This window comes from Asanoa ishikariensis (assembly GCF_900107455.1).
Classification (GTDB): Bacteria; Actinomycetota; Actinomycetes; order Mycobacteriales; family Micromonosporaceae; genus Asanoa; species Asanoa ishikariensis.
The window spans coordinates 2,322,605-2,345,237 of the sequence record NZ_FNQB01000001.1; the positions used below are offsets into that span (position 1 = coordinate 2,322,605).

A 22,633-nucleotide genomic window follows, 5' to 3' on the forward strand; every position below is an offset into this window, starting at 1 on the left:
TCCACGCTGGCCGAGGCGTGCCCCGACCCCTTCACGCGTCAACCGGGACGGGGGCCGGGCACCGGGGGCACCACACCGCCCACGCCGCCGGGCCCGCAGCCGGTGACGGATGTTCGCGGTCTCGCCGACGGGACCGTGCTGGCGACGACCGACACCAGACGGATCTACAAGATGGTCGGTGGGGCTCCGGTCTGGCAGTCGACCTGCGACGACGGGATCTGTGAGCCACAGTCCCGTCCGACGACGCAGGCGGTGGTCAACGCCGGTCCGGCCACGCCGCGCAACGGCGCGTCCGCCATCGACCAGCGCGGTCAGGTATATCTGTTCGTCGGGGGTGCGCCGCTCTGGCAGGACTCGTGCGCCGCCCCGGTCAACTGCGGTGCACCGGTCAAGGTGTCGAACTGGTCGATCGACGCCCGTGACCACATGAACCAGCGACCCACCGACGGCAACCTCGTCCAGGCCGTGGCCGGCACCACCGACCTGCCGGTGGCCGCGACGCTCGGCGGCGCGCTCGTACCCTTCGCCAACGAGCAGGAGGTCATCGAGACCGGCCACGGCACCGGCTGGCGGAGCAAGGTCCAGGCGATCACCTCGAAGAGCTACCACGCTCTGGGCTTCGACCCGGCCAACGGCACGCTGATCCAGGGCGTCGCCGGTGGTGTCTCCACGCCGGTCGCCGCGCTGGCGGGCTCGGCGATCATCCCGTTCGCGAGCGAGCAGGAGGTCGTCGACTCCGGACACGGCACGAACTGGCCCAGCAAGGTCCGTGCCGTCCCCGCCCGGTTCTTCCACGCCCGCGCCCGGGTCCCCACCGACAACACCCTGATCCAAGGCGCCAGTGGGGGCGTGGCCACGCCGGTGGCGGCCATGGTCGGCGGTGCGCGGATCAACTTCGGCAGCCCGCAGGAGCTCATCGACGCCGGGTACGGGACGGACTGGCCGAGCAAGGTGCAGATCATCCCGACCCGGGTCTTCAACGAGATCCGCGCCGACGTGCCGGCCGACGGGACCCTGATCCAGGGCATCATCGGGAGTACGCCGGTCGCCAAGATCGTTGGCGGTGCCGTTGTCCCGTTCGCGACCCCCGAGGAGGTCGTCGACGTCGGCTACGGTGCCGAATGGCGGTTGCACGTGCGGGCGGTGCCGCCGCGGGCGTACAACGCGCTGCCGACCGTCCCGGCCACGAAGACCCTCGTACGTGGAAGGTCGGGCGGCTCGCTGACGGCGGTCGCGCAGGTCGTCGGCGGTGCCCGCATCCCGTTCGGCAGCGGCGCGGACGCCACGGCGGTGGCCGGCCCGAACTGGGGCCAGTTGGTCAGGGACATCCCGAGTCGCGCGTACGCCGCCATGCCGCTCACGCCGGCAGACGGGACCCTGCTGGTGAACGAGGGCGGTGTGCTCTACCGGGCGCTGCAGGGCAACGTCGAGCGGGCGGCGAGCTGTCCCGAGTCGACGGCGTGTTCGACCAACCTGCCGCTGGTGCTGGACCGGCAGTTGCACGGAATCCGCGAGTACGGGCCGGCGGGGTTGGCGTGGGCCGACGTCGACGGTGACGGCAAGGCCGACTACTGCCGTCGGGTCGGCACGGTCAACCACCAGGACAGCAAGGTCTCCTGCACGCTGTCGACCGGGTCGGGCTACGGCGCGACGGTGACGTCCGGCGTCACCGACTGGGGTTACCTGGTCGGGCGGCAGTGGGCTGACATGAACGGGGACAGGAAGGCCGACTTCTGCCGGCTCGGCGGCAACGACCTCCGCACCGACGCGTACGCGCTGTGCACGCCGTCGTCCGGCAGCGGCTTCAGCGCCACCGTCGTCTCCGCGCGGATCGACGCCGGGCACTCCGCCGGGCGGGCCTGGGCGGATGTCAACGGTGACGGCAAGGCCGACTTCTGCCGGGTGCGCGGCGGCACGAACCACACCGACGCGTTCGTGTCCTGCACGCCCTCGACCGGCGCCGCGTTCGGCAACGACATCAGCTCGACCAACCTGGACTGGGGTGCCGCGGCCGGACGGGCGTTCACCGACTTCAACGGGGACGGCAAGGCGGACTTCTGCCGGGTCGTCGGCACCGTCAACCACACCGCGGCGTACGTGAGCTGCACGGTCTCCCGGGGAGGCGACTTCGGGGCGACGTACTCGTCGCAGCCGACGGACTGGGGGTTCGGTGCCGACCGGGTCTGGGCCGACGTCAACGGCGACAAGAGGTCCGACTTCTGCCGCCGGGTGGGCTCGATCGCCGAGCCGAGGGTGGCGTGCACGCTGTCCACGGGCACCGGCTTCGGCACGACCGTCGTCTCCGCCCTGGCGGACTGGGGCCAGCCCGGCAGCCGTTCCTGGACCGATGTGGACGCCGACGGCAAGGCGGACTTCTGCCGGGTCCGTGGCACGGTCAACCACACCGACGCGAAGCTGTCCTGCCTGCTGTCAACAGGCAGCGGCTTTGGCTCCGAGGTCACCTCGGGGAACGTCGACTGGGGTTTCCACACCGGCCGCGGCTGGGCGGACGTCAACGGTGACGGCCGCACCGACTACTGCCGGCGGGTCGGTGGGAGCGTCACCGATACCCGGGTTTCGTGCAGCGGTTCCACTGGCAGCGGATTCGCCGCGAGCATCGCGTCGGGCGTTCTGGAGTGGGGCCACGCTGACTAGCTGATCCAGCTTGTGGAGTTTCACCCGGACGGCCTCGCCGTCCGGGTGCCCAAGCTGATCCAGGATGTCGCCGGCCTCGCGCCACGCGGCCCGCGCGGCGCCGAGGTCACCGGCGTCGCGCTGGGCGTCGCCGAGATGCGTCAGCACGTCGGCGAGGCAGTACCGGTCGCGGGCCTGACGGAACAGGGCCACTCCGTGGTGGAAGCAGGTGACCGCCCGGTCGTGGTCGCCGAGGCGGCTGTGGATGTAGCCGAGACTGTCCCAGGCGTACGCCTCACCGGCTGTGTGGCCCAGGTCCTGGAGCATTTCCAACGCCTCCTGACACAGGGCCAGGGCATCGGCGGGTGCGCCGATGAGGGCGCGGTACCAGCCGACCGCGTTGAGGCTGTTGGCCTCCCCGGCCCGATGGCCGGCCCGCCGGAACAGCTCCAGGGCGGACTCGGAGTGGCGCAGCGCCTCGAAGTGGTTGCCCTGCTGGCCGCGTACCCAGGCGAGGTTCCGGTGTGTGTGCGCCTGGCCGATGTGGTCGCCCGCGTACCGGAACAACTCGAGCGCGGCGCGGTAGTGCGCGGGCGCCTCGTCGAGCTGACCCCCGCTGGCGTACGCGAGCCCCAGGCCGCGCCGCGCGGACGCTTCCGCGACCGGATCGGCCAGCCGTCGCGCCGCTCGCAACGCGGCCCGCTGGGCGGTCACCAGGTCCTGCCAGCAACCGTGCCGGTCCAGATAGTTCGTCAGCGTCCCCGCCATTTTCCAGGCCTGGATCTCGTGACCTGCGGCGTCCGCGAGCTCGACGGCGTGCAGCAGGTTGGCGTGTTCGGCCCGGAACCAGGTCAGCGCCTGTTCCGGGCTGTCGAGGCGCTCAGGCGTGACACCCTCGGCCGCCGGCGCCGGGCTGTCCGTGTCCCGATGCGGGTTCAACCGCAGCGCCGCGGCGTGGGCGGTGTGGAGGTAGTGGTCGACCAGCCTGCGCTCGGCGGCCAGCCGGAGCTGCTGGACAGGTGGGTCGCCGGCCAGCTCACGGGCGTACGCCCGCAGCAGGTCGTGACAGGTGTACCTGCCGGGCAGGTACTCGGTGAGCAGGTTCGCGCCGGACAACTCCAGGAGCAGCCGGCGCGTGGCGGTCGCGTCGATGCCGGCGAGGCTGCCCAGGGCCGGTGCGCCGATGTCCGCGCCGGCATGGACGCCGAGCAGGCGGAACAGTTCGGCCGCCGCCGGGCTCAACGCGCGGTACGACCACAGGAAGACACACCGGAGATCGGTGGCGGCGTCCCCGCCCGCGAGCGATGCCAAGGCATTGGCGGAGGAGCGTAGCTGGTCGGCCAGGCTCGTCAGGGAAAGCTGCGGGTGGGCGCAGGCGTAGGCACCGACGATGGCGAGCGCGAGCGGCAGGCGCGCGCACGTCTCGACGAGCGCGGCGGCGGCCTGCGGCTCCGCCGACACCCGATGCTCCCCGACGCGGCTGCCGAACAGACGCCCGGCCTCGTCGGCGTCGGGCAGGTCCACCGACACGATCCGCGCCCCGTCCGTCGCCGCGAGACCCAAGAGCCGATCGCGGCTCGTGACGACCGCCAGCGACGTGGGCGCTCCGGGCAACAGCGGACGTACCTGCTCGGCGTCGCGGGCGTTGTCCAGCAACAGAAGCACGCGCCGGTCCGCCAGAACGCTCCGATACAGGCCCGCCTGGCCCTCCGTCGTGCTTGGAATGCGGTGTGGTGCCACGCCCAGCGCCTCGAGCAGGACCCGGATCGCTTCGGCGGACGTCAACGGCGGCCCTGAGGGGTCGAAGCCGCGAAGGTTGAGGAACAACTGCCCGTCAGGAAAACGAGCGGCCGCGTCATGCGCCCAATGCACCGCCAGAGCGGTCTTGCCGACTCCAGCCGTACCCGTGATCGCAAGAATCGGTCGGTCTTTAGCGCCGGTGTCGAGCTGACGCAGCAACTCGGCGCGGCCGGTGAAACCGAAGACGTCCGCGGGTAGCTGCCGCAGGGGAACCGACGGCGCGCCGACCGTGGACAGCTCCAGATCGGGGTCTGCGGCCTCGATCCGTTCCCGAAGCTCGACCAGCGCCGGCCCTGGCCGCACGGCCAGCTCCCGGTCCAGCGACCGGCGACTCTGCTCGTAGGCGGCCAAGGCCTCCGCCCTGCGCCCGCAGCGATACAGGGCGAGCATCAACTGCCCCCACGACCGCTCCCGCAGTGGATGACGGGCGGTCCAGCTCCGCAGCTCCGCCACGAGCTCGACGTGTGCGCCGAGCCCCAGCCGCGCGTCGAAGGCTTCCTCCGTCGCGGCGATGCGCAGTTCTTCCATCCGGCCGGCCTCCAGCCACACGGCCTCCGGCAACACGAGCCCGTCGAGGACCGGGCCACGCCACAGAGCCAACGCGCGCAGCAACGAGTCGGCGGCGGCCGCGGGCCGCCCGTCGGCGTGGTGACGCCGCCCGTCGGCCGCCAGCCGTTCGAAGACGGCGGAGTCCAACTCATCCTGGTCGACCCTCAGCAGGTAGCCACCGCGGGCCGTGACGATCCGCTCCCGCCCCGGCAGGGCCGCGCTGTGCAGCGTGCGCCGCAGGTCCGAGACGTACGACTGGAGGTTCGCGGCCGCGGACGCGGGTGGCCGCTGCGACTGCGACCAGAGCGAGTCGATGAGCGCGTCGGACGTCACCAGCGTGTTTGGCCGCAGCAGAAGAATGGCCAGAAGCACTCGGGGCTTTCTCCGGACCGGAGCCACCATCCGGCCTGACTCGTCACGGACTTCCAGCGGACCAAGCACACGAAAATCCAACGGATACCCTCGCCGGCTACACGCATGGACAGTCCGCAGCAGCGTAGCCGACGATCGATCTGATCTATGTCGCTAACGCGTATTGGTCCGACTCCCATTGCATAAGTCGATCATTAGCGCGCGAATATGTTGTCATATATAAAATCGGTCGGTTCCTTTTTGGCAGCTGATCACGGACCGTCGGCACCATCGGGCCACGCGCTGACGCACACGCGGTTGCCGGCGCGGTCCGCGAGGATCCAGCCGGAGGAGTCGTCGACGATCCGCCCACCGGCCGCGAGCGCGGCGGCGATACGCTCCTTGACCTGTTCGCGAGCGACGGACACGTCGACGTGCATCGCGTGCCGCAACGGCTTCGCCGGGTCGAGCTCCTGCATCCAGACGGTCGACCCATGACCGAGCGGATCGACGGCGTTGTCGTCGGACGCCGCGGCGTACCCGAGCACAGCGCGCCAGAAGCCGACGTCGAGCGTGTCCGGCCGCGCCGCCACAGCGAGTTGCACCTCCTGCGCACGCGCGCGGTCGGCGACGGCTCCGTGCTCCCGCGCCACGGCCGAGACGGATCGAGCAAGGTGGGCGTGCTCTTGCTCGAGCTGCCACACGTCGCGGGTCAACCGCACGCTGAGCTGGTCTTCGGCGACCGTCATCAGCACCCGCGCGCCCTCGATCCCGGGGACCCGCGCCACCGCCTCAGCCAGCCGCGCCGCCTCGACGAGCGACGGGACGCGAAACACCGCGGCTGCCCCGCCGTGCAACACCACCCAGTCGCCGACACCCTCCGCGGCGAGGAACTCCTGCCATCCTTCTTCGCTCATGGAGACGATCGTCTCCCGGCGGGGCGGACCGGCGGAAGCTCCTGAACGGCACGCTGACTGTCACGCGTTCTGGACGACCTCGAACTCCAGCAGGCTCGAGCCGGACGCGACCGGCTTGGCGCGGGCGCCCGCGTGTGCTTCCTTGGCCGGGCCGTTGGACCACGCCTGGAATGACTCTTCGCTGTCCCACTTGGTGTAGACGAAGTAGCGGGTCTCGCCCGACACCGGACGCAGCAGCTCGAAGCCGAGGAAGCCGGGCTGGTTCTCCACCGCGTGCAACCGGGCGGCGAACCGCCGCTCCAGCTCCGGGCCGGCGCCCTCGGGGACCTCGATCGCGTTGATCTTCACTACTGCCATGCACCTACGGTAGTCGTATGGACGGCGGCAACTACCAGGGCCAACGCCTTTTGAGTGCGGCTGTCGCGGCGTTCGCGGTCCTCGACGGCTTGGGCTTTCGGGTGGGTGAGGCGCACCTGGACGCCTGGCGGGGTGCTGGAGAGTCGCCTCGAACGCATCGTGCGGGCGCTTCAGGCACAAGCACCAGAGATGCCGCGCGTTGCGCGCCGGCCACTACGGCCGCGGCCTGCGGGTGCGGCAGGCCGTCGCGACCACGGCCGGCCGGCTTCCGGCCCGCTGGGTCATCCACACCGTCGGGCCGGTGTGGAGCCCCACCGAAGACCGTTCCCCGTTGCTGCGCGCCTGCTACCAGAACTCGCTCGTCGTCGCGGCCGAGCTTGGCGCGCGGTCGGTGGCGTTCCCGCTGATCTCGTCCGGCGTGTACCGCTGGCCCAAGGAGGACGCGGCCGCCCAGGCGCTGACCGCGCTGCGGACGCCGCCGCCGTCGATCGAGCTTGTCCGGCTCGTCCTGTTCGACGACGACGCCCGGCACGCCGCCGAACGAGTCAGGCAGCGCTAGGCGCCAGCGCCGGCCTGCCGGCGGCGGAACTCTTCGAACGGCAGCCGGTCGAAGATGAAGCGGTTGTGGACGATCTTTCCGTCGCGGACGGTGACACATTCGGCTGCCGGCGCGCTCGCGGCCGGGATCGTCTCCGTGTCGTACATGAGCAGGGCCGTCGTGTCGTCGCCGAACGCGGAGATCAGCTCCGCGCGGACCAGGAACTGTTCGGCGAACGGCCGCAGGAACTCGCGGTACGCCTGGATGCCGGTGAGCCGCCCGGCCGGGGCGTCGAGCACGACGTCGTCCGCGAGGTAGGTCATCGCCGCGGTCAGGTCCTTGCCGGTCCACGCGCGGTGGTGGGACAGGGCGATCTGCAATGCTGAGCTAGTCATGATCTCTTCCTCGATCTCGATGTGGTGCCTGTAACGACACCGACGACCCGGAGAACGGAACGGCTGTGACGCAGGTCACTTTCGAGGATCTGGTGGCGACGCACCGGCGCGAGTTGTTGGTGCACTGCTACCGGCTCCTGGGCTCGGTCACCGACGCCGAGGACGTACTTCAGGAGACCCTGCTGGCGGCCTGGCGCGGCCTGGACGGCTTCGAGGGTCGCGCGTCCGTGCGGTCCTGGCTCTACCGGATCGCCACCAATCGCTGTCTCAACGCGCTCCGCGATCGCGGCCGGCGGATCCCGGCCGAGCCGACGCCGCCGTTCGAGCCACCGGAGCCCAGTCGGCGTGGTGACGTGAGCTGGCTGCAGCCGTACCCGGACGCGTTGCTGCCGGACACCGATCCCGGCCCTGAGGCGCGCTACACCAACCGGGAGGCGATCGAACTCGCGTTCATCGCCGCGTTGCAGCGGCTCACCCCCCGGCAGGCCGCGGTGTTGGTGCTCTGCGACGTGCTGGGGTATCCACTCGACGCGGTCGCACCCATGTTGGACACCACGCCGATTGCCGTGAAAGGCCTGCTGCAGCGGGCCCGCGGTGCGATCGAACGACACCGTGAGGCGCCGCCCGCCGCTGGGTCCACACAGGAACGCCGGCTCGTCGACCGCTTCGCCGAGGCCTTCGCCGGCGACGACATCGACACCCTGGTCGGTCTGCTCACCGACGAGGCATGGCTGGCGATGCCGCCCGCCCCGCACGAGTACCACGGCCCGGTGGCGATCGCCTCGTTCCTGCGGGCCAGCGCCGCCTGGCGCCTCAGCCAGGGGCTACGAACCCGGCTGAGCCCTGTCCGCATGAATGGGCAGCCGGCGTTCGCTTCGCGACTTGTCGGAGACGCGTTCGAACGACCCGGTGGGCTGATCGTGCTCACGCTCGGCGGGGACGGCGTACGCGGAATGACCTTGTTCCTCCACGACATCTGAGTCGCCCCGAAGGGGACAAAGGGGAAATAAAGTAGGTCTCATGACCACGCCGAACGACGCTCAGCAGGCCGAGATCGGGCTTCGGTCGTTCGGGCGGCCCAACTCGGTCGTCAGCCAGTTCGACTTCTGGAACGACCGCTACGAGGGGCGCCGGCTCTTCTCGGAGGTGCTGGGAACCTTCTTCCTCGTGCTCGTCGCCGTCGGTGGCGGCCTGGTCAACGCCCGCTTCGGAGGCGATGCCGTGCCGGCCGCGGCGCGGGTCGTGGCGCCGGCGCTGATGGTGAGCGCGATCATCCTGTTCATGGGTACGGTCTCCGGCGCGCACCTCAACCCGGCCGTCAGCATGGCCTTCGCGCTGCGCGGTGACTTTCCGTGGAAGCGGGTCCCCGCGTACATCGTGGCCCAGTTCGTCGGCGCCGCCCTCGCCACGCTGCTGTTGTGGGCACTGGTCGGCAAGCACGGCACCGCCGGCCTCACCCTCCCTGGCGCCGGCATCTCCACGACGACGGCGATGATCTGGGAACTGGTCCTGACCACCGGGCTGGTCAGCATCATCCTGGGCACGGCGTCCGGAGCCCAGCAGATCGGTCCGCTGGCGGCGATCGGTGTGGGCAGCTACATCGCGCTGGCCGGGCTTTGGGGAGCACCGGTCAGCGGCGCGTCGATGAACCCGGTCCGCTCACTCGGCCCGGCGCTGGTGCTCACCCACTGGACCTCCTGGTGGGCGTACCTCGTCGGACCGGTGGCGGGCGCGACCATCGCCGTCGGCTTCGCCCACGTGCTGCGCGGCCGCGGCGGCGGACGAAGCGGCGTCGAAGCCGCGATGGGCACCCTCGGCGCGCACTGGCACTCGAACCCCCGGAAGTGAAGCCGTGCGGAGCAGCTCCTCCTCGGCGGCCTGGCTCCAGTGGATGCGGTCCAGGCGTTCTCCGACGTCGGGCACTACGCCCCGCAGTTCCGTCAGCGCGGTCAGCGGCAGTGGCCCGCGAAGGTTCGGGAAGATGACCACCTTGCCGCCGAAGCGCCCCTCGGCGACCGCGCGCAGCGCGTCCGGCGCCGCGTCCAGCCCGCCGATCGCGGCGACCGACCGGTTCGGCTGGACCGCGCCGCTCTCGATGCGGTCGCGTGCCTGGCACAGGTCGGCGACCGTCGACCCGCTCGTCCCGACGGCCCGCACGCCGCGGTGCGCGACCGCGGTGAGATCCCACGCGCAGCGCGTGCCGCGGGGGAGCCCGGCGAACAGGTTGATCACTCCGCCGTCGGCCAGGTGCTCGAACGCCGTCTCGACGGCCGTGGCGGCCGGGGCCGTCACCACGACGTCGTCGAACCCCGCACCGCCCGTCACGTCGTTCAGCTTCTTCGCGAACGTCTCGGCGTCGCCGCACTCGCGCTCCGAGAGGAACGTGAGTACGTCCGGCGCGATACGACCGAACCCGCGCCCCGCCCGCCCGCTGCGGTCGGTCGCGACGATGCTCGCCGGTCGCCCGTCCCGTTGGAGCGCGCGCCGCATGTGCATCCGGCCCATCGGACCGCCGGCGCCCACGACCCAGAGGCGTCCGCCGGGCGACAGCTCGGTGCGGATCGGCGCGTACGCCGCCGCCAGGTCGCTCTGACCGGTGCCGAACAGGGCCAGCCCGTCGTAGTGCAACCGTCCGACGTCGACCCGCACGGGGTGGGCCAGCGGCTCTGCGGTGACGATGGCGCAGGTGCCGTTCGGCGCGAGCGCGTCGATGGCGCGCTCGACGCGTTCGGCATCCGGGCCGAGAACGACGACATCGTCCACGACGTCCTCCGGTGCCCCGGCGACGACCTCGATGCCGGTGGCGTGCGCCCACCCGCGTACCCGTTCGGCGAAGGCGGTGTCACGGACGTCGAGGTGCACCCGGCGTGGGCGCCAGCCGGCCGCCTCGCCGAGCTCCACCCCGGCGCCGTCGCCGGTCAGCCAGACCGTGCCACCGGCCAGCCAGGTGGTGCGGTAGGTGACCGCGTAGGCGGCCTCGACGCAGGCCCACGGCTCGGCGAGCGCCGCCTCGGCGTAGCCCGTGCTCGACCGCACCGGCACGAGGTAGGGCAGCATTTTCGGCCCGAGTACGGCGTACTGGGCGAGACCGCCGCGCAGGTCGTACCCGTAGCCACGGGCGACTCCGTCCACGGTCATGCTGCCCTGGACGATGAAGCGGTCACCGGGTGCGTAGGTGCCCCGCAGCTCCGGACCGACGAACGCCACCGTGAGGCATACCTCGTGCCCGGGAACGACCGGGAACTCGCGTACCCGCGGATGCTCCAGGCCGAGTCGCGCGATCTTGGCGTCGGACACGCTCACGCCCACGGCGTCGTGCCGCACGAGCAGTTCGTCCCGGCCGGGCACGGGCAGTGGCTCACTGACCGGGCCTTCCAGATCAGCCAATCCTGGGCCGGTCAGCCGCCACACCCGGTGCTCCGTGGGCAGCGGCCCGGCCACTTTGCGGTAGTCGTCGAGAAGATCCCCCATGTGCGGACGGTAATTGATTCGTCCGATTGGGGACCCCGACGCCGGAAAATTGCGTTCGAACGTGTACGTAACAGCACCGCCGCCAGGACCATGGGCGGTCCTGGCGGCGGCGGGCCGTACGAATGGCGCTGTTAGCGGATCGTGATCGTTGCCTTGCGGAAGTTCTTGCCGTTCTTGTCGGGGTCGTAGTTGCCCTCGACGTTGCCGGCGGCGTCGACCGAGAACCACTGGAACGTGGTCGTCTCGGTCACGTGGAACACCTGACCGGGCTCACGGAACTCGGTCGCCTCGTAGCGGGGCGACTCGAGGGTGGGCCGGCTGCCGTCGGTCGTGTAGTAGATCGTGGCCGGCTCGTTCGTCTCGAAGTGCACGTCGACCGGACGCGTGAACCGACCGCTGCCGGGGACGAGGTCGGACTTCGGGTCCTTCTTGTCCTTACCCCAGTCGGCGGCGACCCGGAACATCTCCATGAGGCCGTTCGCGTACTCCATCGTCTCGGAGTGGCCGCTGACCAGGTTCGGGTCGCCCTCCCACACCGGCTGGAACGAGCCGCCCTGCCAGTTGCCGGTGGCCGGGTTGTAGACCGAGCCGCCGACCTCCCAACCGAAGGCGAAGATGCCGTACGTGTGGTAGAGGTCCTCACGCACGTTGCCGGCGGACGAGTAGAGCACGTCCGACGAGCCGCCGACGTTCTCCGGGGTGACAACCGTTTCCCGGTACGCCTTGACCTGCGACAGGATCCGCCCGGCGGACTGCCAGTAGAACGCCTCGTCGCCCAGCGGCGGACGCGGCGTGGTGATCCGGCCGTCCGCGATGTAGGCGCCCGGCTGCCAGAACAGCTGGCCGCCGTTGGAGTGCACCGACATCATGAACTTGATGTTCTGGAACCTCTCGACCAGCCAGATGATGTTCTTCGACTCGGGCTCGGACAGTTCCGCGGGACCCTGGTAGGTGCCGCTGGTGCAGCTCGACGACGCGCCGTCGTAGCCGTCGAAGCCCGACCCGACCCGGTAGTTGCGGTTGAGGTCGACGCCCCACGAGTCGCGGCGACCCGGGTCGTCGTTCGCGTCTTCGCAGTGGTTGGTCATGTTCTTCCGCTGCGAGGCGAAGTTGTAGAAGCTGTAGTTCGCCCCGTCGGGGTTGTTGGAGAGGATGAAGAAGACGTCGGTGTTGTTGACGATCTTCTTGGTCTCCTGGTCGGTGCGGTAGTTGCGCACCAGCCGCTCGGCGGCCTCCAGCGAGGCCGTCGCCGGCACCCACTCGCGGGCGTGGTCCTGCGCCTGGATCAGGACACCGGGCTTGCTCTGGTCGCGGTGCTTGCCGATCCGCAGGACGGGGATCGTCTTGGGACCGCGCGGCACCTCGCCCTCCGGCGCGCCGACGCGCTTCAGGTCGAGGGAGTCCGTCAGCTTGACCGGGCTGGGCGTCGCGGCGACGATGCCGCTGCCCGCGTTGGTGCGGTACGGGTGCGCCCGGTCGACCAGCCCCTGCGACTGCGTCTCCAGCGCCGTCGACACCTGCGCGGCGGTGCTGGACACGGCCCCGTCGGCGTTCGTGGCGAGCAGGACGCGGATGGCCTTGCCGGTCACCTCGACGCCGAGCGGCAGGTTCGCGCCCGCTCGTTCGACGAACTCGACGGTGATGTCGTTGCCGCCCTGGTGGCCCCAGGCCGCCGAGCTCAGCACGACCGCGGACTGACCGGTGCCGCCGATCGCGGCCTGCGCCTTACGCTGGTAGCCGTTCGTCCGGTTCGGCAGGTAGATGATCTCCGCGATGTCCGGGTACTGGTCGGCGATCTCCTCCGCACGGGCGTACAGCTGCTGCGGGTGCTTGTAGCCGTCGATGAAGTTCGACTTGTAGCCCGGGCGGTCCGTCAGCGGCGGGGGAGCGTCCTCGAGCCAGTCGGAGACCTTGCCGACGGTGACGCCGCCGGTCGAGCTGGTGACCCGGATCTCGTGGGGACGGGCGTCCAGCTTGAACAGGTTCCGGTGGAACATGTACTCACCGGAGTCGACGAACCGGCTCATCGTGCGGGCGTAGCCCCAGTCGGTGGCCTTGCCCGAGTCGTTCTCGAGCTGCATGCCGACGACCGGGTCCGCCTGCGCCCCTTCGGTGGTGCGGGCCTCGACGTACAGGAAGCCCTGGTCCTTCGTGGTGAACCAGTCGGCGCGGACGACCCGCACGGTGTCCTCGTGGTTCAGGGTCTGGACGGACCGCGCGCTGGCCCCGGCGGCGGGGATGCCGCCGTCGGCGACCTCAGGCCACTTGAAGCCCTCGTTGTCACCGAGGATCTTGACGCCCATCGCCTTGAGCTGGGCGACCTCCTCGTCGGTCGCGAACGCCTCGCCCTCGATGCCGTTCGGCACCCGCTCGAGGCCGTGCTCGATGTCGAATCCGGCGTCGTTCACCTTGTTGAGCATGGCGGCGCCGGTCAGCTCGATCCGGACGAGGCGTGCCCCGTCCTGGGCCTGTCCGGAGGCCGTGGCCTGCCCGGACTCGGCTCCCGCGGATGGTGCTCCCATGAGGACACTGCTCACCAGCAGGGCGGGCAGCGCGAGAAGTGCGATCCGCAGTCGTCTGCGTCGCATGCTTCCTCCTTGTTTCTGCGCGTGGGGGGTCGTTGCCGCTTGATCAGTCTATAAAGGACACTCGTGCGAGGGGTGGGTCCGATCAGCGTATGTGTATCTCTCACTCCAGCGGCGGCGCGCAGCGGATCTTGAGTATTACTTGAGCTGCGTCGCCGGTTCTCGCCCGAGAAAGTCGGGACAGGCCTAGGCTTGAGCTTTGATCTGACGTGCTAGGCGCTGTGGTGGCCTGGGTCAGGCACGGGCGTCGCACGACGTCTCCCTCTCCTCGACCTGCTGTGGGCAGGCGCGTTGTCCTCAACGCTCTGAGAGGGGCTAAAAGTGTCTGTACAGACCGAGGCTGCCGTTCGGCCGTTCATGGTGCACGTGCCCGAATCGGACCTCACGGACCTTCGCGGACGCATCGCGGCCACCCGCTGGCCCGAGAGCGAGACCGTCGGCGACGGGTCGCAGGGAGTGCAAGAGGCCACGATGCAGGCCCTCGCGGGCTATTGGGAGCACAACTACGACTGGCGTCGGGCGGAGGACCGGCTCAACGCCTTCCCGCAGTTCATGACCGAGATCGACGGCCTGGACATCCACTTCATCCACGTGCGGTCCAGGCACGACGACGCGCTGCCGCTCATCCTCACCCACGGATGGCCCGGCACCATCGTCGAGTTCCTCGGCACCATCGAGCGGCTGACGGATCCGGAGGCCCACGGTGGCCGAGCCGAGGACGCCTTCCACGTCGTCGTCCCGTCGATCCCGGGCTACGGGTTCTCCGGCCGGCCGGAGACCACCGGCTGGGACCCCGACCACATCGCCCGGGCCTGGGTGACGTTGATGGACCGCCTGGGCTACCAGCGCTTCGTCGCCCAGGGCGGCGACTGGGGTGGGGTCATCGTCGACCTCATGGGCCTGCAGGCACCGCCGGGGCTGGTCGGAATCCACACCAACTTCCCGGGAGTGGTCCCGCCCGCCGTCGCGAAGGCGCTCGCGTCGAACGTCCTCGGGGCGGGCGATCCCAAGCCGTCGGGCCTGTCCGCCGAAGAGAGCCGCACCTACGACCAGTTGAGCTTCCTGTTCACCATGGGCATCGGGTACGCGCTGGAGATGGCGCTGCACCCGCAGACGCTCTACGGCCTGGCCGACTCGCCGATCGCGCTCGCGGCCTGGATGCTCGACCACGACAAGCAGAGCTACGACGAGATCTCGCAGGCCTTCGTACAGAAGGAGGCCGTCGGCAACCTCACCCGGGACGAGGTGCTGGACAACGTGACGCTGACGTGGCTCACGAACACGGGCGTCTCGTCGGCCCGGCTGTACTGGGAGAACAAGTACGGCTTCGTCGACGCCAAGGGTGTTCAGGTGCCGGTCGCCGTCAGCGTGTTCCCGCACGAGATCTACCAGGCGCCGCGCTCGTGGACCGAGCAGGCGTACCCGAATCTCGTCTATTTCAACGAGGTCGAGGTCGGCAACCACTTCGCGGCGTGGCAGGAGCCGGAGGTCTTCGTCACGGAGGTCCGCAACGGCTTCCGATCGCTCCGCTGAGCGTCACCGTCCGGGCTGGCGCTCCTTGATCTCCTGCAGCAGCCACCCGTTGCCGTCCGGATCGGTGAACGAGGCGAACGAGGCATAGCTGCGACCATCGGGCGCGTATCCGTCCACGCGCTCCTGGTCGCCGCTGTCGTAGACGTTGTGGAAGATCTCGCTCACCTGCACGCCTTTGCTGATCAGGTCGGCGCGGGCCTGGCCGAGGTCCGAGACCACGAGATAGGTGTTCTGGACGGTGCCAGGCGCGGCCGGGGTAACCCCGCGGCCGAACTGGATCGAGCACGCGGATCCCGGCGGCGTCAGCTGCACGATCCGGAACTTGGGGCCGGCCTCGTAGTCAGCATCGAGCCGCCACCCCAAGCCCTGGTAGAAGCGCAGGGCGCGGTCAACGTCAGCCACAGGAATGGCGACCACCTCGAGTTTCAGAAGCGTGCCGTCCGGACCTGCTTGCGAAGTGCTCATGCCGACCTCCCATGACACGGCTGACTCCGACAATTGTGACTTGCCGGGCACCACCGACGAGGCCCGTTGGCGCAACCCGTCAGCGCAGTGTCAGCAACGTCAGGGACTCCGCGCGGGAGAGCTTCTCCGGGTTGCGGACGTAGTAGATGTTCGTGACGTGGCCGTCCTCGACTCGGAGGGCGGCTACTCCGTCGAGCTCTCCGTCGACGCGGAACAGTAGCGCCGGGTTGCCGTTGATCACCGTTGGTTCGAGGGTGAGTGTGCCGCCGACCTTGCGCATGCTGCCCACGAAGAAGCGGATCGCCTTCTCCGCGCCCACGACCGGCCTCGGTGCGGCGATCTTGATGCCGCCGCCGTCGCTGACCACGACCACGTCGGGGGCGAGCACGTTGAGCAGTGCCTGTAGGTCGTTGGTCTCGACCGCGTGCTGGAACGCCTCCAGTGCCGCCCGTCGTTCGCGCGGGGACACCGTCGCGCGGGGGCGGCGGGCGTCGACGTGTCGCCGGGCGCGGTGGGCGATCTGGCGTACGGCCGTCGGGCTCTTGTCTACCGCTTCCGCGATCTCGTCGTAGCTGACCTCGAACACCTCGCGCAGGACGAAGACGGCGCGCTCGGTCGGGGAGAGCGTTTCCAGGACCGGTGCGGTCCGCAACGGCTCGGGGAGCCAGGAACCGACGTACGCCTCCCTGCGCCGTTGCATCGTGCGGATGCGGTTGAGCGACTGCCGGGTGGTGATCCGGATCAGGTACGCGCGCTGGTCGCGTACCTGATCCAGATCGACCTTGACCCAGCGGAGCCAGGTCTCCTGCAGTACGTCCTCCGCGTCGGCCGCCGATCCGAGGATCTCGTACGCGACGGTGAACAGCAGGTTCCGGTGCGCAACGAAGGCCTCCGTCGCCGGGTCACCTTCGTGGTCGCCCATCGCACGCACCTCGTCCTCACGCCGGCTGGCCGGTGACCTCCGGGGTTTCCTGCGCCCTGGCGCGCAACACGTTCGGGCGCCGGCGGTCCTTGAACCAGGGGTTGAACTTGCCAGGCCGGCGCGCCTCCTGCGAGAGCTGCCAGACGGTGCTTTTGCACACGCCTTCCTTGAGCATCGCCATGCTCCGACTGCCCAGGATGAACACCCCGGTCACAGTGTCGTCCCTGCGAGCGTACTGGACGACACCCCCGCCCCGGCCCAGGCTGATGCACTGCCCGAAGAGCCCGGCGTCGAACCGCGCGGGCTGCTTGCCGGCGAGACGGCTCAGCACCGTCTGCGCGGCCTGCGGGCCGATCTGCATCGCGGACTGGCAGCTCATCCGCACCGGCAGGTTCGACGGTGCCGCCGAGTCTCCCGCCGCGATGACGCGTGGGTCGTCCACGCTGGTGAGTGTCTCGTCGGTGAGCAGGCGGCCCACCGCGTCCGTGGTCAGCCCGCTGCGGGCGGCCAGGTCCGGCACGCCGAACCCGGCGGTCCAGATGGTCACGGCGCTGGGTAGGTCACGGCCGTCGGCAAGCTGGACCGCGTCACGGGTCACGCCCGTCACCGTCGCGCCGGGGCCTTCGATAAGGGTCACGCCCAGCTTGACGAGCCGTGCGGACACCGCCCGCCGCGTACGCGGGTGCAGGTAGGCGCCGAGCGTCCGTCCACACACGAGAGTCACCTTGCGGCCCAGCTCCGCCAGCTCGGAGGCGGTCTCGATGCCGGTCGACCCGGCACCGACCACCGTCACCGGTGCCGAGGCCGCCGCGGCCGCGAAGACCGGGCGCAGGCGCTGTGCGTCCTCCAGGGTGGAGATCGGGTACGCGTACTGCGCCGCACCGGGCACGGTCGGCTCGGCACTGGCGCTGCCCACGGCGTACACCAGGTAGTCGTAGTCGAGGGCGTTGTCGCTCGCCAGCGTCACGCGGCGCTCGGCCGTGTCGATCAGGGTCACGGTGTCGACCACGAGCCCGACCCGGCGGGCCAGGATCTCCTGGTAGTCGACGACCGCGTCGTCCGACCCGCCGACGAGCTGGTGCAGGCGGATCCGTTCGACGAACGACGGGCGAGGATTGATCAGCGTCACGCTGACGTCAGCGCGCTGCGTCAACCGGTTCGCCGCCATCACGCCGGCGTATCCGCCGCCGATCACGATGCAGGTCACTGACCAAGCGGCCCGCCCCTGGTGGGGGACGGGCCGCGAGGGGGTGAAGTGGTCAGCGAAGGCCGACGGCGCGGGCGATCGTCTGGGTGACGGAGTTGCCTGCGGAGTCGGTGGCGCTCACCCGAAGCGAGGCGAACCGCGCCTTCTTCGGTGCGTTCAAGCGATAGAGACCTCGGTGGTCGTCGGAGAGGCGGGTCCAGGTGCGGCCGTCGTCGTAGGAGACCTCGACCCGGGGTGAGCGAGGAGTGCCACCGCCGCCGACCGACACCGGGGTCAGGCCGACGGAGACGGGCGCGCGCGTTTCGACGGTGACGCCGAACGTCGAGTCGCGGGCCACGAGTCCGGCGGCGTCCGGGTCGACGGCGTAGCCGATCTGCAGGAGCGGAAGCAGCTCCCGTTCGCCGGGGACCTTCGGGGCGGCCGAGGTGAACGTCCAGGCCGTCGTCGTCGAGGACGAGTAGGGGCTGATGGTCGCGTCGCGGTGGTTCTCGACGACCAGGCGGTACGGCAGCTTCCCGGCGCTGGGGGCCGTGGGGTAGAAGATGAGCCCGTTGTCGGACCTGCCGAGCTGGGTGCCGCCCTGGTAGAGGGTCACGGTCTGACCCGCGTGCTGCTGGTCGTAGAGCGCACCGGTGTGGTCGGCGTTGCCGGACCCCGGCACGTCGATCCGCATCTCGTCGCCCGTACGCGTGGGGCCTAGGAAGTTGTTGTTGAGGTACGGCCGCTGGATGGGGGTGAACCACTTGTCGCTCGACACGGAGCCGGCTTTGTACGTGCGCCGGACGCCCCACTGGTTCAGCAGGCCGTCGTAGACCTCGTGCCCCCACCGGTTCGCGCCGTCGGTCGTGACCCAGTCCGTGCGGCGCCCGCTGGCGGCCATGGCGACGTAGTTCCCGATGCCCCATTCCGTGTACGCCGGGTAGTCGTACCGCCATTCCTGTCCCTGCCCACTGGGCACGAGGCCGGCGAACGTCTGGTCGATGCGCGCGAGGTTCTTCCCCGACGCGTGGACGACCATGTTCCTGGGCACCTCGTTGTGCCAGGTGTGCGCGAGGTCGTAGACGTAGGCCGGCGCCGGGTGTGACTCCGCACGCAGCGTCGCGTCGCGCCGCCGCGCCTGGGCGATCAGCTTCTCGCCCTCGTCGATGCCCACGAGCGCGACGTCGAGCGCGTCAGTCCCGAAGTACAGGCTCTCCCGGCCGGGCCGGTCGTTGGCCACGAGCAGCAACGTGGCGCCGGCGTCGGCAGCCGCCTGGGCGAGCACGTCCGGGGTCACCGACTCGGTGCGCCGCACGACCACCGCCTTGCCCCGGGCCTTGAGGCCGGCGTAGTCCGACGGCGCACCGGCACCCGCGAAGACGAGCGGCAGGGTCCGCGTTCCATCAGGCAGTGCGGCCACGCCCCGCTGCCGGGCGACGTCGGTGTAGTCCGTGCCCCGGACGGACACCGTCAACGCCGGCTGCTCCTTGCGCCACCGCGCACCGACCACGAAGTCGCCGTGCGTCGCCTTGCCCTGCGGCTGGATCCACAGGCTGTCGACGTCCGCGCTGGCCAGACCGAAGTCGTGCAGGCGGCCGTCCTCGTGGAGCATCCGCGAGTACTCGAGCCGCTGGTAGCTGGCGACGCTGCGCTGCGGGGTGGTCTCGTCGACCAGGCGGACCTTGGCCGCGTCCAGCGTGACCGTCCGGTCGCCGTCGAGAGTGAAGTCCGGATCGCCGACCAGCGCGAGCCCCATCGAGTTCGGGCCCTGGCGGCCGGGCACAGCCATATAAGCGAGCGCCGAGTACTGGTCGTCCGGCGTGTAGAAGCTCCCCGTGCCGTCGATGGCGAGCAGGATCGGGTTCGGGTCGCCGGCCCGCAGCGCGATGACGAACGCCCACGCGGGCTGGCCCGCCGCGTCCTTGACGTCGATGGTCAGGCGGTGGGCCAGCGCGCCGAGCGAGACCGCGGTGTGCGCGGCGAGCCCGCCGCTCGGCCCGGTCGCCAGGATCTGGGCGCTGTAGCCCGTGGACCCGGCGGTCGCCTTGCCAGGGTCGATGGTCACGGTGACCGTCGCCGTGCCGTGTGCGGCAACGGTCACCTTGTTGCCCGAGAGCCGGAACATCCCATCGGGTACGCCGGGCGCCGCGATCGACAGGTCGAGAGTCACCGGAGCGGCACCGAGGTTGGTGTACGTCACCGGACGGTCGACCGGGCCGGACGCGTTCTGCCCGGCCGAGGCGGTGGCCGAGGCGAAGATCCCGGCGCGGGCGGCGGCTGCCACGTCCACGCGTCCACTGCCGGCCTGGAACGCGGTGTAGTCCGGAGTCTGCTTGGCGGTGCTGGTCAGCAGGTCCTTGAGCTGGGCGCCGGTGAGCTCGGGGTGCTTAGCGGCGAGCAGCGCGGCGGCCCCGACCACGTGCGGCGTGGCCATCGACGTGCCGCTCATCGTCAGGTAGGGACCCTCCCCTTCGGAGGTGTACTGCGACCGCGCGGCCAGGATGTCGACGCCCGGGGCGGTGACCTCCGGCTTGAGCGCGCCGTCGCCGACCCGCGGACCCTGGCTCGAGAACTCGGCGAGGTGGTCATTGCTGTCGACCGCACCCACGGTGAGAGCGGCGTCGGCGGCACCGGGCGAGCTGACGGTGCCGGAGCCGGCGGTGTTGCCCGCCGCGATCACGAACAGCGCACCGGTCTGCGCGCTGAGCCGGTTCACCGCCTGCGACATCGGGTCCGTGCCGTCGGAGGGCTCCTGCGTACCCAGGCTCATGTTGATGACCTTGGCGTGCTGTTCGACCGCCGCCCACTCCATGCCGGCGAGGACCTGGGAGTCGCTGCCGGAGCCGGAGTCGGCCAGCACCTTTCCGATGTGCAGGCGAGCGCCTGGTGCGACACCCTTCTCGGCGCCGCCCGACGCGGCGCCCGTGCCGGCGATGGTGGAGGCGACGTGGGTGCCGTGGCCGCGGACGTCCTTGACGTCCTCGCCGGGGATGAAGCTGCGGGTGTCGACGATGCGTCCCGCGAGGTCGGGGTGGCCCTCGTCCACACCCGTGTCGAGCACCGCGACGTCGACGCCCTGCCCGGTGTCGCCGCCGGCCCAGACCTCGGGCGCGCCGATCCGCGCGACCGACTCGGCCAGGTCCGGGTAGACCTTGCCGTCGAGCCAGATCTGCTTGATGCCGTTGGCGAACGCCGCTGCGGACTTGGCCGCGAAGGACGGTGCCGTCGCCGCGGCCCAGAAGTCATGTGCCCGCGCGTGGTTCGTCGTGACGGCCGCGCCGTCGACGCTCGTGAGGGGCCGGACCAGCGTGGATCCCGGCAGCGCGGCGTTCGCGCGGATCCCGGGCGACGCGGTGGCGTAGGAGACGATCAGCGGCAGGTCGTCGCGGTGCGCGTCGTCGTAGCCGGCCGCGATCAGGTCCGTGACGTTGAAGAGCCGCCGGTCGAGCACGCCCTTGCCGAGGTAGGGCGCCGCGGAGTTCGGGAAGACGAACACGTCTCCCGCCGACTCCAGGATCCGCGCGTCGGCGGGTCCGCCGTCCGGCCCCTTGACCGAGATCGTCCCGCCGCTGTCACCGGTGTCACCGGTCGCGTTCACCGTGACGACATCGCCGGTGATCAGAGTGAGGGTGTGGGTCGGCGGGGCTGATCCGACGGGAGCGGCTGACGCCGAACCGGCGGCCATGATGGAGCTGAGCGACGACGCGAGGCACGCGGCCGTCACGATCGCCATGGCCCGACGTGTGCGTGAGGTTCTCAACGGCGGGATTCCTTTCTGCGCGGAAGCTGGCCGAACACTGTCAGCCGTCGATCCCCGTTACAAGATCCTTATGTGGCTGCTTCCTGCCAACTGGCACAATCTGGCCCCATGGAGCTCGCGGTGCTGGGGTTGTCCGCCGACGAGGAGCGGGTCTACGAAGCACTGGTCGCGCTGCCCGGGTCGACGGTCACCGCGCTCGCCGACCACCTCTCGACCCCGCCGGACCCGTTGCGGCGAACCATCGAGGCCCTGACCGACAAACACCTGGTGGCCGGCAGCGGCAGCCCGGAGCGCTACCTGGCCGCTCCGCCGGACATCGCGATCAACCGGCTCGTGCAGCAACGGGAGCGGGAGCTGAGCGCGGCGCGCGCCAAGGTGCACTCCCTGTCGGAGATCCATCGCAGCGCGCACCGGACGAGCCCGGAGCTCGTGATCGAGCAGTTGACCGACCGGGAGACGATCGCCGCGGCCGTCGCGCACATGGAATCCGAGGCGCACCACCAGGTCCGGGTGTTCGACACGCCGCCCTACTACGAGCTGCCCGGCGGGGAGGGTGCGGCCAGGAACACCGAGGCCCAGATCGCCCGCCACAAGAACGACGGCGTCGCGCACCGCGTGATCTACAGCCTGGACGCGCTGGCCTGGCCGCAGAAGCTGGAGACCGACATCCTGCCTGCGGTACGCGGCGGCGAGAGGGCCCGTACCCGGAGGACTCTGCCGATCAAGCTGATCATCCGAGACGACCAGGACGCGCTGATCCCGTTCGACCTCAGCCGGAGCGGCCTGCAGGTCGCCTACCTCGTGCGGCGGTCCCCGTTGCTGACCGCCCTCGAAGCCCTGTTCGAGGGCGAATGGGCACAGGCCGCCCCGCTCGACATGGCGCCGGCCGGCCGGTCCGAGCCGGACGAGGAGACCAGGTCGCTGCTCACGATGATGATGGCCGGACTGACCGACACGGCGATCGCGCGGGTCAACGGCTGGAGCACCCGGACCACGTACCGCCGGCTCCAGGCTCTGATGACCGAGCTCGGCGCGTCGAGCCGTTTCCAAGCGGGCTGCCTGGCGGAACGCCGCGGCTGGCTGTGAGTGGGTAAGGACCGAAATAGTCCCGACCCCATAGCATTCACATCCTCAAATTTTCCTCAACGTCGATGTCTTCAAGGTCGTTAC

13 protein-coding genes and 2 pseudogenes are annotated in these 22,633 nt (G+C 70.5%); 5 read left to right on the forward strand and 10 right to left on the reverse strand.

Going from position 1 to position 22,633, the window contains the following annotated elements:
• Nucleotides 1-2,430: 2,430 nt before the first annotated feature.
• From BLV39_RS10925 to BLV39_RS10935, 3 genes are all read right to left on the reverse strand, one after another.
• Nucleotides 2,431-5,355: an AfsR/SARP family transcriptional regulator gene (locus BLV39_RS10925; RefSeq protein ID WP_176984846.1), complete on the reverse strand. Its 2,925-nt coding sequence runs from the start codon at nucleotides 5,353-5,355 to the stop codon at nucleotides 2,431-2,433.
• Nucleotides 5,356-5,606: 251 nt separating this feature from the next.
• Nucleotides 5,607-6,251 (reverse strand): VOC family protein, encoded by a 645-nt coding sequence (locus tag BLV39_RS10930; RefSeq protein WP_090789839.1) that lies wholly within the window; start codon nucleotides 6,249-6,251, stop codon nucleotides 5,607-5,609.
• Between the two features lie 60 nt (nucleotides 6,252-6,311).
• Nucleotides 6,312-6,608, reverse strand: coding sequence for an antibiotic biosynthesis monooxygenase family protein (locus tag BLV39_RS10935; RefSeq protein WP_090789841.1), 297 nt, complete (start codon nucleotides 6,606-6,608; stop codon nucleotides 6,312-6,314).
• 124 nt (nucleotides 6,609-6,732) lie between these two features.
• Here BLV39_RS10935 and BLV39_RS10940 point away from each other — a divergent pair, with 124 nt between their 5' ends.
• The gene (locus BLV39_RS10940; RefSeq protein WP_090789843.1) at nucleotides 6,733-7,167 is read left to right on the forward strand and encodes a macro domain-containing protein; all 435 of its coding nucleotides are present in this window, start codon (nucleotides 6,733-6,735) and stop codon (nucleotides 7,165-7,167) included.
• Here the strand turns inward: BLV39_RS10940 and BLV39_RS10945 are convergent.
• Nucleotides 7,164-7,541 carry a nuclear transport factor 2 family protein gene (locus BLV39_RS10945; RefSeq protein ID WP_090789845.1) on the reverse strand — a complete coding sequence of 126 codons (378 nt, stop codon included), beginning with the start codon at nucleotides 7,539-7,541 and terminating at the stop codon, nucleotides 7,164-7,166. The two genes, BLV39_RS10940 and BLV39_RS10945, sit on opposite strands and share 4 nt — an antisense overlap.
• 62 nt (nucleotides 7,542-7,603) lie before the next feature.
• Here BLV39_RS10945 and BLV39_RS10950 point away from each other — a divergent pair.
• Together BLV39_RS10950 and BLV39_RS44090 are read left to right on the forward strand one after the other, a co-directional pair.
• Nucleotides 7,604-8,521 (forward strand): annotated as a pseudogene (locus BLV39_RS10950) (RNA polymerase subunit sigma-70); the annotation flags it as partial.
• Between the two features lie 40 nt (nucleotides 8,522-8,561).
• Nucleotides 8,562-9,389 (forward strand): MIP/aquaporin family protein, encoded by an 828-nt coding sequence (locus tag BLV39_RS44090; protein WP_090789851.1) that lies wholly within the window; start codon nucleotides 8,562-8,564, stop codon nucleotides 9,387-9,389.
• Between the two features lie 144 nt (nucleotides 9,390-9,533).
• Here the strand turns inward: BLV39_RS44090 and BLV39_RS10960 are convergent.
• Together BLV39_RS10960 and BLV39_RS10965 are read right to left on the reverse strand one after the other, a co-directional pair.
• Nucleotides 9,534-11,012: pseudogene (locus BLV39_RS10960) on the reverse strand (alcohol dehydrogenase catalytic domain-containing protein); the annotation flags it as partial.
• Between the two features lie 131 nt (nucleotides 11,013-11,143).
• On the reverse strand, nucleotides 11,144-13,600 hold the full coding sequence (locus tag BLV39_RS10965) for a M14 family metallopeptidase (protein ID WP_090789855.1): 2,457 nt from the start codon (nucleotides 13,598-13,600) through the stop codon (nucleotides 11,144-11,146).
• Between the two features lie 318 nt (nucleotides 13,601-13,918).
• On the opposite strand from BLV39_RS10965, the gene BLV39_RS10970 reads away from it, so the two are divergent.
• On the forward strand, nucleotides 13,919-15,130 hold the full coding sequence (locus BLV39_RS10970) for an epoxide hydrolase family protein (RefSeq protein ID WP_239083956.1): 1,212 nt from the start codon (nucleotides 13,919-13,921) through the stop codon (nucleotides 15,128-15,130).
• 3 nt (nucleotides 15,131-15,133) lie between these two features.
• On the opposite strand, the gene BLV39_RS10975 is transcribed toward BLV39_RS10970, so the two are convergent.
• From BLV39_RS10975 to BLV39_RS10990, 4 genes are all read right to left on the reverse strand, one after another.
• Nucleotides 15,134-15,613: a VOC family protein gene (locus BLV39_RS10975; RefSeq protein WP_239083955.1), complete on the reverse strand. Its 480-nt coding sequence runs from the start codon at nucleotides 15,611-15,613 to the stop codon at nucleotides 15,134-15,136.
• Between the two features lie 61 nt (nucleotides 15,614-15,674).
• Nucleotides 15,675-16,517 carry an RNA polymerase sigma factor SigJ gene (sigJ, locus tag BLV39_RS10980; protein WP_090789861.1) on the reverse strand — a complete coding sequence of 281 codons (843 nt, stop codon included), beginning with the start codon at nucleotides 16,515-16,517 and terminating at the stop codon, nucleotides 15,675-15,677.
• Between the two features lie 16 nt (nucleotides 16,518-16,533).
• A complete protein-coding gene (locus BLV39_RS10985; protein WP_239083954.1) occupies nucleotides 16,534-17,724 on the reverse strand; it encodes an NAD(P)/FAD-dependent oxidoreductase in 1,191 nt (396 codons plus the stop codon).
• Between the two features lie 52 nt (nucleotides 17,725-17,776).
• Nucleotides 17,777-21,436: a S8 family serine peptidase gene (locus BLV39_RS10990; protein WP_090789863.1), complete on the reverse strand. Its 3,660-nt coding sequence runs from the start codon at nucleotides 21,434-21,436 to the stop codon at nucleotides 17,777-17,779.
• A 135-nt stretch (nucleotides 21,437-21,571) separates the two neighbouring features.
• Here BLV39_RS10990 and BLV39_RS10995 point away from each other — a divergent pair, with 135 nt between their 5' ends.
• Nucleotides 21,572-22,549: a helix-turn-helix domain-containing protein gene (locus BLV39_RS10995; RefSeq protein WP_090789865.1), complete on the forward strand. Its 978-nt coding sequence runs from the start codon at nucleotides 21,572-21,574 to the stop codon at nucleotides 22,547-22,549.
• Nucleotides 22,550-22,633: the final 84 nt, after the last annotated feature.